This is a genomic window from Blastococcus sp. TF02A-30 (assembly GCF_003319185.1).
Taxonomy (GTDB): Bacteria; Actinomycetota; Actinomycetes; order Mycobacteriales; family Geodermatophilaceae; genus Blastococcus.
The window spans coordinates 98,871-112,161 of the sequence record NZ_QOHJ01000002.1 but is presented as its reverse complement, the minus strand read 5'-3'; the positions used below and the strand labels follow the sequence as shown (position 1 = coordinate 112,161).

Below are 13,291 nucleotides of genomic sequence, written 5' to 3'. Positions count from 1 at the left end.
CCCGCGGCGGAACGCCTGCGACACGGAAGGGGTCAGGCGGCGCCGCAGCCCCCGGCACCGCAGGCGCAGCCACCGCAGCCGGCGCGCACCGGTGCGGGCTCCGGCTCCGGCTGCGCCGCCACCGAGCGCAGGTTGGCCGCGGCGACCAGCACGGGCACGCCGAGGACGGCGACGGCCAGCGCGGCGGCGACGGTGGCCAGGTCGGCGGCGCGGTCCCAGTCGCGGCCCAGGCCCGTGGCGACGATCAGGCCGGTGACCAGCACCGCCCACACGCCCAGCACCTGACCACCCCGGCGGGCGACGCCGCCGCGGGAGAGCAGCGCGAGGGCCCCGCCGATCAGGAGCACGGGGACGCCGACGAGCAGCACGGTCGCGGCCGCGGCTCCGGAGATGAGGGCGACGACGAGCGCGGCGACGCCCGCGAGGCCCGCGACGGTCCCCAGGCTCCGGGCCCGGCCGGCCAGCTCGCCGTCGAGGTCCGGCGCGCTGCGCAGCAGGACCGCGCCCCGGACGGCGAGGAACAGGCCCAGCGCGCCGAGCAGCAGCCGCGAGCCGCCCTCGGTCCAGACCGCCGACACGACCGCGACGGCGATCATCGCGACGCCCAGCGCCAGCCAGCGCGGCCACGCCCGTCGGGCCACCCCGGGGGTGGGCTGCGCGGTCAGGATGCCGGTTCCAGCGTTCGCCACGGACCCAGTGTCCCTCACCCGTCCGCGGTATCGGCAGGCAGCGCGACGTCGCGCGTGCCACGCTGAACCGTTCCCCTCGTCGCCGTGAAGGAGTCCACCGCATGAGTGCGCAGCGTTCGGCCGGCCGCGTCCTCGGCGCCGCCGACGGCGACGGCCTGGAGCACCTGGCCCGCGTGGGCCTGATCGCCTACGGCGTCGTGCACCTCCTGCTGGCCTGGCTGGCGCTGCAGCTGGCGTGGGGCGGCGGCGACCAGCAGGCCGACCAGTCCGGCGCGATGGCCACCCTCGCCGAGTCCCCGCTGGGGAAGCCGCTGCTGTGGATCGTGGCCGTCGGCCTGATCGCGCTGGCGGTCTGGCAGGCACTCGAGGTGGTGCGCTGGCGGTCCGGGTGGTCGGCGTCGGGCAAGCAGCGCACCCGCGCCCTGCGCAGGTCCGGGAAGGCGGTGGTCAAGGCCGCGGTCTACGCCGCGCTGGCCGTGCTGGCGATCCGGTTCGCCACCGGCAGCAGCAGCTCGGGCTCGAGCTCCCAGCAGCAGCAGGACACCGCCGCCGGCGTCTTCGGCTGGCCCGCCGGGCGCTGGCTGGTGGGTGCCGCCGGGCTCGTGCTGGTGGGGGTGGGCGCCTACCACGTCTACAAGGGCGTCACGAAGCGGTTCCTCAAGGAGATCGACCTCGGCGAGGCGCCGCGACCGGCGGTCCGGCTGGTCACCCGGCTCGGTCAGGTCGGCTACCCCGGCAAGGGCGTCGCGCTCGGGGTGGTCGGCGGCCTGCTGGTCTACGCGGCGGTCACCTTCGACCCGGCCAAGGCGACCGGCCTGGACGGCGCCATGCACACGATCCTCGACGCACCGTTCGGCCAGTGGCTCCTGACGCTCGTCGCGCTCGGCATCGCCGCCTTCGGCGCCTACCTCTTCGTGCGGGCCCGCTACCCCGAGCGCACCTGAGCCCGCAGCTCGCGGTCGAGGAACGCGGTGACCTCACGCACCGCCCGGGTCCGGACCTCGCTCTCGCGCGTCGGTCGAGCGCGCGCCGCGTCGTCGACCTCGCGGTGTCGCGGTGAGGCGCGCGGTCGACCGCGCGCCTCACGGCCGCACGACGAGGACGACGTCACGCGGTGCGGACGACGCCGCGGGGTCGGGGGGCGCGGTGACGGTGCGTCGCGCCGGAACGGGCGTGGCCAGCAGTCGCACTCCCGCCGTGGGCACGCCGGCACGCCAGCGGCCCGGGTCGCCCATGGCAGGCGCATCCCGCACGATCGGCGCGTGCCTTCCGCCCGCTCGCTGCGCGACCGCGTGCACGCCGCCGTCGAGCAGGCCCGCGAGGTCACCGACCACCCGGTGCTCACGCACCTCGCCCGCGTGGGGCTGATCGCCTACGCCGCCGTCCACTTCCTCATCGGCTGGCTGGCGCTGCGCATGGCCTGGGGGCTGCGCGGCGCCGACGCCGACCAGACCGGGGCGCTGGAGACCGTCGCCACCGGCCCCGGCGGGCGGGTGCTGCTCTGGACGATCGGGCTGGGCATGCTCGCGCTCGCCGTGTGGCAGGCCGGTGAGGTGCTGCTGTGGTGGCGCGGGCTGCTCGACCGGGCGCACCGCGTGCGCACCGCCGTCGTCTGCGCCAAGTGCCTGGCCAAGGCGCTGGTCTACGGCGTCCTCGGGGTCACCGCGCTGCTCTTCGCGCTCGGCCTGGAGTACGAGGCCGACGAGCGGCTGCAGGAGCTCACCGACGACGCGCTGCACATCCCCGGCGGGGCGGTCGCCGTGGGCGCCGCCGCGGTGGGGGTGCTCGCGGTCGGCGCGTACACCGTCGTCCGCGGCTTCACCGGCGGATTCATGAAGGACGTCGACCTGCCGGCCACCCCCGACCGCTGGGAACCGCTCATCGAGGGCATCGGCCGGGTCGGCTACGTCGCCAAGGGCATCGCCTTCGGGCTGGTCGGCGTCCTGCTCTGGCGCGCGGCGGCCTCGGCCGACGTCTCCACCGCCACCGGGCTCGACGGCGCCATGACCGCCATCGCCGGCGTGCGGGCCGGGCCGTGGCTGCTCACCGCGGTCGTCGTGGGCTTCGCCGCGTTCGGGCTCTACGCCCTGGCCCGCGCCCGCTACCCCGATCGCGACCCGTCGTCGTGACCGGCGCCGGGGCCCCCGCACGCCGGGCCGGGGGATCGCGCTGGACCGCCCTCCGGCTGGCGCTGACCGGCACCCTGTGGCCGCTGCCGGCGCTCGCCGTCGCGCTGGCCGTGGGACTCGGGGTGGCGCTTCCGGCGGTCGACGAGGCCCTCGCCTACGGCGACCACCCGATCACCTTCGTGTTCGGCGGCGGCCCGTCCGCGGCACGCACCATGCTGTCGGCGATCGCCTCGTCGCTGATCTCGGTGACCACGCTGCTCCTGTCGCTCACGATCGTCACCCTGCAGCTGGCGAGCAGCCAGTACTCGCCGCGCCTCCTGCAGACCTTTGTCCGCGACCGGGTGGTGCAGACCTGCCTGGGCGTCCTGCTCGGCACGTTCGTCTACGCCCTGGTCGTGCTGCGCACCGTCCGGTCCGCCGACGAGGACGCCGGCGGCGCCTTCGTCCCCCGGCTGTCGGTCTCGGTCGCCTTCGTGCTCACCCTCGCCTCGGTCGCGGCGCTGGTGGCGTTCCTGAACCACCAGACCCGCCAGCTGCGGGCCGAGACGATGATGCGGGACGTGCACGCCGAGGCCTCGGCGACGTTGCACCGGCTGGCCGACCAGCTGGCCGACCAGCCGGCCGGGGGCCTCCCGGCGGTACCCCCGCACGCCCGGCCGGTGTGCGCGCGGCGCAGCGGCTTCCTGGTCCAGGTGCGGGAGGACCCGCTGCTGGATGCGCTGACCGCCACGCGGACGCGGCTGAGGCTGGTCCCGCGGCCGGGCGACCCGGTGGTCGAGGGAACCCCGGTGGCCTGGGCCTGGGCCGACACCCCGGACCCCGACACCCCGGACGCCGGCGTGCCGGTGGACGAGCTGGCCGAGGTGCTGGATCGAGGGCTGCTGGTGGCCCACGAGCGGCAGGACGAGGGCGATCCCAGCTACGGCCTGCGCAAGCTCGTGGACATCGTGGTGCGGGGCCTGTCCCCCGGCATCAACGACCCGACGACCGCCGTCCACGCGCTGTCGCACGTGTCGGCCCTGCTCGGCGCGCTCGCCTCGCGGAGCACGTGGCACCGCCGGGTGACCGACGCGTCGGGTGCCGAGCGGCTCACCGTCCCGTCGTGGGAGTTCGCCGCCCTCCTGGACCTCGCCCTCACCCAGCCGCGCTGCTACGGCCACCGCGACGCCGCGGTGGTCGAGCGGCTGTTCGCCCTCCTGGCCGAGACCGCCTGGCGCACGACCGCGGCCGACCAGCGGAAGGCCGTCGACCACCAGCGGCAGCTGCTCGTCGAGCAGGTGTCCGCCGCGCCGCCCGTCGGCCGGACCCGGGAGGACGTGGCGACCTGGTCGGCGCGGATCGGCGCCGCGCTGGCCGGCGACTGGCCGCGCCCCTGAGGCTCAGTTCCGCGGGCCGCCGGCGACGTAGACCACCTGACCGGAGACGAAGCCGGCGCCCTCGCTCACGAAGAACGAGACCGTGTGCGCGATGTCCTCGGGCACACCGGCGCGGGCCACCGGGATCGCGGCGGCGCGCTTGGCCACGTAGGGCTCCCACTCCTCGCCGATCCGCTCCGCCGTCGCCTTCGTCATCTCGGTCTGGATGAAGCCCGGCGCGATGGCGTTGGCGGTGACGCCGAACTTGCCCAGCTCGATGGCCAGGGTCTTGGTGAAGCCCTGCAGGCCGGCCTTGGCGGTGGCGTAGTTGGCCTGGCCGCGGTTGCCCAGCGCCGAGGTGCTCGACAGGTTCACGATCCGGCCCCAGCCGGCGTCGATCATGTGCTTCTGCACCGCGCGGGTCATGAGGAACGAGCCGCGCAGGTGCACGTGCATGACGACGTCCCAGTCGGCGTCGCTCATCTTGAACAGCAGGTTGTCGCGGGTGACCCCGGCGTTGTTCACCAGCACCACCGGCGGGCCGAGCTCCGCGGCGATCCGGTCGACGGCCGCCTGCACCTGCTCGGCGTCGGCGACGTCGGCGCCCACCGCCAGCGCCCGGCCGCCGGCCGCCTCGATCGCGGCGACGGTGCCGGCGCAGTCGTCCTCGCGCAGGTCGAGGACGGCGACGGCGAACCCGTCGGCGGCGAGCCGCTGCGCGGTGGCCGCCCCGATGCCCCGCGCCGCCCCGGTGACGACCGCGACCCTCACGGCGCGACCCGCTCGAACACCGCGGCCAGGCCCTGGCCGCCGCCGATGCACATCGTCTCCAGGCCGTAGCGGGCCTCGCGGCGGTCCATCTCGCGCAGCAGCGTGGCGAGGATCCGCCCGCCGGTGGCGCCCACCGGGTGGCCGAGCGAGATGCCCGAGCCGTTGACGTTGGTGCGCTCCCAGTCGGCGTCGGTGAACGCCCACTCCCGCGCGACGGCGAGCACTTGGGACGCGAACGCCTCGTTGAGCTCGATCAGGTCGATGTCGGCGAGCTTCAGCCCGGCCAGGCCCAGGGCCTTCTCGGTCGCCGGCACCGGGCCGATGCCCATGGTCCTCGGCGGCACGCCGGCCACGCTCCAGGAGACCAGCCGGGCCAGCGGGCGCAGCCCGAGCTCGGCGGCCTTCTCCGGCGAGGTGACGATCGCGACCGCGGCGCCGTCGTTCTGCCCGCTGGCGTTGCCCGCGGTGACGGTGGCCTCCGGGTCGTCCTTGCCCATGATCGGCCGCAGCTTGGCCAGCGTCTCGACGCTCGAGTCGGGGCGGATGTGCTCGTCGCGGTCGACGACGGTCTCGCTCTTCCGGCCCTTCACCGTGATCGGGACGATCTCGTCGGCGAACCGGCCGGCCTCGGTGGCGGCCGCGGCCCGCTGGTGGCTGCGCACCGAGTACTCGTCCTGCTCCTCCCGGGAGATCCGGTACTCGCGGCGCAGGTTCTCGGCGGTCTCGAGCATGCCGCCGGGCACCGGGTGGTTCCGGCCGCCGGCGGTGACGCGGCCGCGGGCAAGCCCGTCCTGCAGCAGGACGCCTGGTCCGGCCTTGATCCCCCAGCGCATGGCGGTCGAGTAGAACGGCGCGTTGCTCATCGACTCCGCGCCGCCGGCCAGCACGAGGTCGGCGGCCCCGGTCTGCACCTGCATGGCCGCGTAGACGACGGCCTGCAGCCCCGAGCCGCAGCGGCGGTCGATCTGCAGCCCCGAGGCGGTGACCGGCAGACCGGCGTCCAGCGCGGCGACGCGACCGAGGGCCGGTGCGTCCATCGTCGGGTAGCAGTGGCCGAGCAGGACGTCGTCCACCGACTCCGGCGGGAGCCCGGTCCGCTCGACCAGCGCCCGGATGACGGCGCTGGCCAGGTCCTGGACGGGGACGTCGCGCAACGAGCCGCCGAAGCCGCCGACGGGCGTCCGGAGGGGCTCGCAGATGACCGCGTCTCGCACGGGGGTCCTCCTCGGGGGTCCGGGCGCCGGTGCGGGCCCGAGCGACCCCGAGTCTGCCCTCCTCCCCCGCGCGACGTCGCGCGGGGCGGGCGGGCCCCGGGTCAGGCGATGCCGCGCTCCGCCGAGGAGTCCGCGACCTGCTCGGCGGAGAGCAGGTCCCACAGGCCGGTGATCTGCAGCGGGCGGACGACCGCCCGGGAGGAGGCGACCACGCGCACGCGGCCGCCGGCCGCTTCGGCCCGGCGGTGCGCCATGGCCAGGGTGGACAGGCCGGCGGAGTCGAGGAACGTGACGCCGCGGAGATCGACGGTCACCGCGGCCGGGCTGGTCTCGAGCACGGTGTCGAGGTGGTGGGCGAGGACGGGGGCCGACGAGGAGTCGACCTCCCCGCTGACGGCGACGAGGATCCCCGTCGCATCGGGGAGGACGTCGACGGTCACGAGGTCGGACGTCGGGGGTTCAAGGGTGGCGGTCACGGTCTGCCTCTCGGGCGGGTGGTACCGGACCAGTGCAAGAAGTGGCGCCACGGCGAAGCGGCGACAGAACCCGTACCGGAGTGACGGCTTGCTGTTGAACCGCTCCCCCGAGAGTAGGGACACGGTGTCCGCCCTGTCCAGGGGCGAGGCGCCGACGCCACCACCGGCGGCGGATACTGGGAGCCGTGAGCACCGGCCCGGACCCCGCCCGACGCCGCACCCGTCCGGTCCTGGGCGTCGTCGCCGTCGCCGTCCTCTGCGCGCTCGCCTTCGTCGTCCTCGACGTGGTGATCGCCGCCTTCGTCGTGGTCCTCCTGCTCACCGGCCTGGTCATCGCCCTCGCGGCCCGCGACTGGGACCAGCACCCGGATTTCGAGCAGCGCGAGCTCGAGCGCGCCCGGCGCCGCAAGGAGAAGTGGCAGCGCAACGCCGGTGCCCGCGCCCGCGACCGCGCCCGGTGGGAGGCGCACCAGGCCCGCCGGTCCGCCGCGGGCGGCGCCGCCGACGACAGCCGCTCGCAGCCGCCCGCGTAATTCCGTCGACAGGTCGGCACGACGCTCCTAACGTCCCGGGGCATGCGGTACTCCGTGCGCACGCGCACCGTCTGAGCTGACGTCCCGCGGGCCGGCCTCGCCGCCCGCCGATCGCGCCCCGGCCCCTCGCCCGGGCGCCGCTCCCGCCCCACCCCGTCCGGCCCCTCTGCGGCCCCGGGTCCCGCACGCACCCCGCACGGAGGTACCCCGTGTCACGACCGACCCCGCACCCCGCCGCCGCCGAGGCCCGCACGGCCCTGCCCGACGTCGACACCACCGACTTCGACCGGCTGGCCGCCGCCGTCCTCGCCGCACCCGGCGCCCCGCTCGGCGCGGTCCTCCGCGGCCAGCTGCCCGGCACCGCCGGGGTCCGCTGGCTGCGCCAGGAGGGGCTGCCGCCGACCACCCGGCCGACGGCGCTCACCCCGGCCCAGTGGCTGTCGCTGTTCGAGTGCTGGCACGCCCAGCACCGAGCCCCCGTCCCCGGCGCCCCGGGCGACCGGCGCGGCGGGCGGCCGTCCACCCACGGTCACGCCCCGGGCGCGACCGCGATCCCCCGCTGGGGCTCGTAGCCCCGTCGACCGGATCGGCCAGCCGCAGCACCCACGCACGGCTCCCACCTGCAGTCGCTGTAACGACCCAGGTGGGGGCCGTTGCGGTGTTCGGCCTCCGCCCGACGGGAGGCACCGTGCCGAAGGGGTCGGCAACGAGCGGACCTCCCACGGGTCGCGACCACAGAGGCCGCACCGACCCATCCGGGTGAGACGGAGGTTGGGAGGTCTCGGGACCGGGCACCGGCGTCCCGAGACCGATGGAGCGGTCTCGATCGAACCAGGGAAGGCGGTGGCGGCGTGGCGCTGTGGCAGTCCCTGCCGCTCCCGACCGGCTTCACCGAGCTGTGGTGCCAGCAGCTCAGCTCCCTGGCCGAGCTGGCCGGGCTGCGGGCACGGCTGCGCGCCGCGCTCACCGGCCACGAGACCGTCGAGCACCCCGAGCGCGAGCACTGGTCCGAGCGGCTGGTGCTGGTCGCCGACGAGCTCGCCTCCAACGGGCTGCGCCACGGTGGCGCGCCCGTCGCCGCGGCGCTCAGCCGGGGCCCGGGACGGTGGCTGATCGCGGTCAGCGACACCTCCCCCGACGTGCCGCCGACGCCCGCCCAGGGCCGCGATCCCGGCAAGGGCGGCTTCGGCCTGTACCTGGTCGCCGACCTCGCCGAGGCGCACGGCTGGGCGCGCACCGCCCGTGGCGAGAAGACCGCCTGGGCCGTCCTCGCCGAGGCCTGAACCCCGGCCGGGCGACCCTCGGGCAGGTACGTGTGACTCGCGGGTAACCTGCGCCACATGTCGCTCGCGGAGCAGATGGACACGGTCACCGACGACGCTGCCGGGACCGTGGACCGGCACGACACCAGCCAGACGTTCGAGTCCACCGACCCGGCCACCGGCGCCGTCGTCGGCGTCTTCCCGGTGCACGACGCCGACGCCGTCGCCGAGACGGTGCAGCGCGCCCGCGCCGCCGCCGAGGCCTGGGGCGCGCTCGGCTTCGAGGGGCGCAAGCAGAAGCTGGCCGCCTACCGCGGCTACCTCGCGCGCCGCATGCACGAGCTGGCCGACCTGGTGCACCGCGAGAACGGCAAGCCGCACGCCGACGCGATCCTCGAGATCACCCTCGCCGTCGACCACCTGGCCTGGGCCGCCGGCCACGCCCGCAAGGCGCTCGGCCCGCGCCGGGTGAACCCGGGGCTGATCGCCGCCAACCACGCCGCCTACTTGGAGTACCAGCCGCTGGGCGTCATCGGCGTCATCGGGCCGTGGAACTACCCGGTGTTCACGCCGATGGGCTCGATCGCCTACGCCCTGGCCGCCGGCAACGCCGTCGTCTTCAAGCCCTCCGAGCACACCCCGGCGATCGGCGCGTGGCTGGCCGCCGCGTGGCGGGCCGCCGTCCCCGAGGTCGCCGACGCCTTCCAGGTCGTCACCGGCTTCGGCGACACCGGCGCCGCGCTGTGCCGGGTGCCGGTCGACAAGATCGCCTTCACCGGCTCCGCGCCCACCGGCAAGAAGGTGATGGCCACCTGCGCCGAGACGCTCACGCCGGTGCTCATGGAGCTCGGCGGCAAGGACGCGATGATCGTCGACGACGACGCCGACGTCGTGGCCGCCGCCGACGCCGCCGTCTGGGGCGCGATGAGCAACGCCGGCCAGACCTGCATCGGCATCGAGCGGGTGTACGCCACCTCCGCCGTCTACGACCGGTTCGTCGCCGAGGTCACCGAGCAGGTGCGCAAGCTGCGCCCCGGTGCCGACGACGAGGCCACCTACGGGCCGATGACCATGGCCTCGCAGATCGACGTCGTGAAGCGGCACGTGCAGGACGCCGCCACCGCCGGGGCCCGCGTGGTCACCGGTGGTCCGGACGCCGACGCGTTCCCCGGTGAGGGCTACGTCGCACCCACCGTCCTGCTCGACGTGCCCGAGGACTCCTCGGCCGTCAAGGAGGAGACCTTCGGCCCGACGCTCACCATCACCAGGGTGCGCGACGCCGAGGAGGCGCTGCAGCGGGCCAACGACACCACCTACGGCCTGGCCGGCTCGATCTTCTCCGCGTCCAAGGACAAGGCCATGGACCTCGCCCGCCGGATGCGCAGCGGCATGACCTCGATCAACTCGGTGCTCACCTTCGCCTCGGTGCCGGCCCTGCCCTTCGGCGGCGTCGGCGACTCCGGCTTCGGCCGCATCCACGGCGAGGACGGGCTCAAGGAGTTCACCCGCGCCAAGGCCATCACCCGCCAGCGGATGCCGCTGCCGGTGAACCTGATGAGCTTCGGCCGGCCGGAGAAGGCCGCCGACGCGCTCGCCCGTGTCATGGGCATGCTGCACGGGCGGCACCGCTGATGGGCGTGCAGGAGGAGTACGACGTCGTCGTCGTCGGCGCCGGCTCGGCCGGGTGCGCGCTGGCCGGGCGGCTGAGCGAGGACCCGTCGCTGAAGGTCCTCCTGCTGGAGGCCGGCGGCTCGGACAAGCTGCTCGAGGTGCAGGCCCCGGCCGGGCTGTACAAGGTCTGGCGCACCCGGCGCGACTGGAACTACACGACCGACGAGCAGCCCGGCCTGGACGGTCGCAAGCTCTTCTGGCCGCGCGGCAAGCTGCTCGGCGGCTCCTCGTCGATCAACGCGATGATCTACATCCGCGGCGCGGCGGCCGACTACGACGAGTGGGCCGAGCTGACCGGCGACCCGTCGTGGTCCTACGAGCACGTGCTGCCGCTGTTCCGCCGCATGGAGGACAACGCCCGCGGCGCCGACCGGTGGCACGGCGTCGGGGGCCCGCTGCGGGTCGAGGACCTGCGCTCGCCGCACCCCTGGACGACGGCGGTCGTGGAGTCGGCGGTCGCGGCCGGCTACCCGCGCAACCCCGACTTCAACGGCGCCACCCAGGAGGGCGTCGGCCAGTACCAGGTGACGCAGAAGCGCGGCCGCCGCTGGTCGTCGGCCGACGCCTACCTGCACCCCGCCGAGGGCCGGCCCAACCTGACCGTGCGCACCGGCGCCCTGACCACCCGCGTGCTGGTCTCCGGTGGCCGGGCGACCGGCGTCGAGTACCGCTGCGGCGGGCAGCTGCACACCGCCAGGGCCACCTCCGAGGTGGTGCTCTCCGGCGGCGCGGTCAACTCCCCGCAGCTGCTCATGCTCTCGGGCATCGGCCCGGCCGACCACCTGCGCGAGGTCGGCGTCGACGTCCTCCACGACCTGCCCGGCGTCGGTGCCGGCCTGCAGGACCACCCGCTGGTGCCGGTCATCTGGGACGTGCGGTCGGGCACCTCGCTACGCCTGGCCGAGACGCCGCTCAACGTCGCGAAGTGGAAGGCCGCCGGGCGCGGGCCGCTCACCTCGAACCTGGCCGAGGCCGGGCTGTTCACCCGGTCCCGCCCCGACCTGGCCGAGCCGGACCTGCAGTTCCACTTCCTGCCGGTGAAGTTCTGGAAGCAGGCCGAGATCGACCCCGACGCCGAGGCGTTCACCGCCGCCGTCGTGCTGGTCGACGTGCACTCGCGCGGCTCGGTGCGGTTGCGCTCGGCCGACCCGACCTGGGCGCCGTCGATCGACGCCGGCTACCTCACCGACCCCCGCGACCTCGACGCGCTGGTGTGCGGCGTGGAGAAGGCCCGCGAGATCGCCTCGGTCGGGCCGCTGGCCTCGGTGCTGGCCGAGGAGTGGTCGCCCGGCGGCACGGTGCACGGGGCCGACGCGCTGCGCGGCAAGGTGCGGGAGACCCTGGAGTCGCTGTACCACCCGGTGTCGTCGTGCCGGATGGGCACCGACGAGCAGTCCGTCGTCGACCCGCAGCTGCGGGTGCACGGCATCGAGGGGCTGCGGGTGGTCGACGCCTCGGTCATGCCGACCCTGGTCCGCGGCAACACCAACGCGCCGACGATCATGATCGCCGAGCGGGCCGCCGACCTGATCCTGGGCCGCACCGTGGACCCGGAGCTCGCCGCCGCGAGGTGACCCCGCTGCCGGCTTCCGGTACCGAGAGCTGCGGTCCACCGCGCAGCTTTCGGTACCGAAAGCCGGTTCAGCCGTGGGCCTGGGCGGCGGCCGCCTCCTGCCGGTCGGTGGGCAGCGCGGTCGCCGCGGGCGCGGGCAGGTTGCGGCGGATGGAGATCGACAGCACGGCGGCCAGCACGCACAGCGCGCCGGCGGCGAACCAGGCGAGGTCGTAGGAGCCGGTGACGTCGCGGACCACGCCCCCGCCGAACGCGGCGAACGCCGAGCCGAGCTGGTGGGCGGCGAACACCCAGCCGAACACCACCGGCGCGCGGGACCCGAAGTGCTCGCGGCACAGCGCCAGCGTGGGCGGCACGGTCGCCACCCAGTCCAGGCCGTAGAAGACGATGAACGCGATCATCGCCACCTCGAGGTCGGGCCCGAACAGCGGCGGCAGCAGGAACAGCGAGAACCCGCGCAGCGCGTAGTAGGCCAGCAGCAGCACCCGCGGGTCGACCCGGTCGGTCAGCCAGCCGGAGAGCACGGTCCCGGCGATGTCGAAGATGCCGACGACGGCGAGCAGCCCGGCCGCGGTGGTCACCGGCATGCCGTGGTCGTGCGCGGCCGGGATGAAGTGCGGCTGCACCAGCCCGTTGGTCGACAGCCCGCAGATGAAGAAGCCACCGGCCAGCAGCCAGAACGGCCGGGAGCGCGCCGCCTCGGCCAGCCCGCGGACCGCGGCCCGCGCCGCGCCCTGCCGCACCGGGTCGACGTCGTCGGCGGCGGTGCCGCCGTAGGGGACGGCGCCGGCGTCGCGCGGCCGGTCGCGCAGCAGCCAGGCCACCAGCGGGACGACGGCCAGCGCGGCGGCGGTGGTGCCCAGCGACGCCGAGCGCCAGCCCCAGTTCTGGTCCGCCCACGCCACCAGCGGGAGGAACACCAGCTGACCGGTCGCGCCGCCCGCGGTGAGGATGCCCGACACCAGCCCGCGGCGGGCGACGAACCATCGGCCGGTCACGGTGGCCACCAGCGACAGCGCCATCGAGCCGGTGCCCAGGCCCACGGCGAAGCCCCACAGCAGCACCAGCTGCCAGCTCGCCGTCATGAAGACCGTCAGCCCGCTGCCGGCGGCGGTGAGCAGCAGCGCGCCGATCACGACGCGGCGGATGCCGAACTTCTCCATCAGCGCCGCCGCGAACGGCGCGGTCAGCCCGTAGAGCGCCATGTTGACCGCGACGGCGGCGGAGATGGTCGAGACCGACCAGCCGAACTCCTCGCGCAACGGGTCGATGAGCACGCCGGGGACGGCACGGAAGGCGGCGGCACCCACGAGCGCCAGGAAGGTCACCGCGGCCACCCACCACGCGGGGTGGATGCGCGTCGTCGTCCGCGTGCTCACGCCGGACAGGATGACCCAGCGGGCCGGGGCCGGACGAGGCCCCCGGCCTGCCGGGACCCACCGGTTTCCTGCCACCTCCCTCACCCGATGTGATCCTCCCCTCCCCCGCGGTGGGCACGGATCGGCGCCGGGTCTGGTTGAGTACGGAGTACCGGCGCCGCCCTTTGCTCATCCGGAGCGGCAGGAATCGACGTCGGGCTGAGGCTGCGCCACCGAGGCGCGCCCGGCTGACCGACGTC

13 protein-coding genes are annotated in these 13,291 nt (G+C 75.4%); 8 read left to right on the top strand and 5 right to left on the bottom strand.

From position 1 onward, the window contains the following. Window positions 1-32: 32 nt before the first annotated feature. Window positions 33-689, bottom strand: coding sequence for a hypothetical protein (locus tag DQ241_RS04880; protein ID WP_113829062.1), 657 nt, complete (start codon window positions 687-689; stop codon window positions 33-35). A 101-nt stretch (window positions 690-790) separates the two neighbouring features. On the opposite strand from DQ241_RS04880, the gene DQ241_RS04875 reads away from it, so the two are divergent. From DQ241_RS04875 to DQ241_RS04865, 3 genes are all read left to right on the top strand, one after another. Then, window positions 791-1,633, top strand: a complete 843-nt coding sequence (locus DQ241_RS04875) for a DUF1206 domain-containing protein (protein WP_113829061.1) — start codon at window positions 791-793, stop codon at window positions 1,631-1,633. A 318-nt stretch (window positions 1,634-1,951) separates the two neighbouring features. After that, window positions 1,952-2,818 (top strand): DUF1206 domain-containing protein, encoded by an 867-nt coding sequence (locus tag DQ241_RS04870; protein ID WP_113829060.1) that lies wholly within the window; start codon window positions 1,952-1,954, stop codon window positions 2,816-2,818. Further along, on the top strand, window positions 2,815-4,194 hold the full coding sequence (locus DQ241_RS04865; protein WP_158545873.1) for a DUF2254 domain-containing protein: 1,380 nt from the start codon (window positions 2,815-2,817) through the stop codon (window positions 4,192-4,194). The genes DQ241_RS04870 and DQ241_RS04865 overlap by 4 nt, the downstream gene beginning before the upstream one ends. A gap of 3 nt (window positions 4,195-4,197) precedes the next feature. Here the strand turns inward: DQ241_RS04865 and fabG are convergent, their stop codons facing one another. The 3 genes from fabG to DQ241_RS04850 form a co-directional block, all read right to left on the bottom strand. Beyond that, window positions 4,198-4,944 (bottom strand): 3-oxoacyl-ACP reductase FabG, encoded by a 747-nt coding sequence (gene fabG, locus DQ241_RS04860; RefSeq protein WP_113829058.1) that lies wholly within the window; start codon window positions 4,942-4,944, stop codon window positions 4,198-4,200. Next, a complete protein-coding gene (locus DQ241_RS04855) occupies window positions 4,941-6,158 on the bottom strand; it encodes an acetyl-CoA C-acetyltransferase (RefSeq protein WP_113829057.1) in 1,218 nt (405 codons plus the stop codon). The genes fabG and DQ241_RS04855 overlap by 4 nt, the downstream gene beginning before the upstream one ends. A gap of 101 nt (window positions 6,159-6,259) precedes the next feature. Next, window positions 6,260-6,634, bottom strand: a complete 375-nt coding sequence (locus tag DQ241_RS04850) for an STAS domain-containing protein (RefSeq protein ID WP_113829056.1) — start codon at window positions 6,632-6,634, stop codon at window positions 6,260-6,262. A 185-nt stretch (window positions 6,635-6,819) separates the two neighbouring features. Here DQ241_RS04850 and DQ241_RS04845 point away from each other — a divergent pair, with 185 nt between their 5' ends. The 5 genes from DQ241_RS04845 (at window position 6,820) to DQ241_RS04825 (ending at window position 11,674) form a co-directional block, all read left to right on the top strand. Beyond that, the gene (locus tag DQ241_RS04845; RefSeq protein WP_113829055.1) at window positions 6,820-7,167 is read left to right on the top strand and encodes a hypothetical protein; all 348 of its coding nucleotides are present in this window, start codon (window positions 6,820-6,822) and stop codon (window positions 7,165-7,167) included. A gap of 209 nt (window positions 7,168-7,376) precedes the next feature. Further along, on the top strand, window positions 7,377-7,739 hold the full coding sequence (locus DQ241_RS04840) for a hypothetical protein (protein WP_113829054.1): 363 nt from the start codon (window positions 7,377-7,379) through the stop codon (window positions 7,737-7,739). 279 nt (window positions 7,740-8,018) lie between these two features. Then, the gene (locus DQ241_RS04835; protein WP_113829053.1) at window positions 8,019-8,450 is read left to right on the top strand and encodes an ATP-binding protein; all 432 of its coding nucleotides are present in this window, start codon (window positions 8,019-8,021) and stop codon (window positions 8,448-8,450) included. Between the two features lie 57 nt (window positions 8,451-8,507). Beyond that, complete coding sequence (locus DQ241_RS04830; RefSeq protein ID WP_113829052.1) at window positions 8,508-10,061, top strand: aldehyde dehydrogenase family protein; 1,554 nt, start codon at window positions 8,508-8,510, stop codon at window positions 10,059-10,061. After that, window positions 10,061-11,674: a GMC family oxidoreductase gene (locus DQ241_RS04825; RefSeq protein WP_113829051.1), complete on the top strand. Its 1,614-nt coding sequence runs from the start codon at window positions 10,061-10,063 to the stop codon at window positions 11,672-11,674. The genes DQ241_RS04830 and DQ241_RS04825 overlap by 1 nt, the downstream gene beginning before the upstream one ends. A gap of 67 nt (window positions 11,675-11,741) precedes the next feature. Here the strand turns inward: DQ241_RS04825 and DQ241_RS04820 are convergent, their stop codons facing one another. Beyond that, a complete protein-coding gene (locus tag DQ241_RS04820) occupies window positions 11,742-13,052 on the bottom strand; it encodes an MFS transporter (RefSeq protein ID WP_113829050.1) in 1,311 nt (436 codons plus the stop codon). Between the last annotated feature and the right edge of the window lie 239 nt (window positions 13,053-13,291).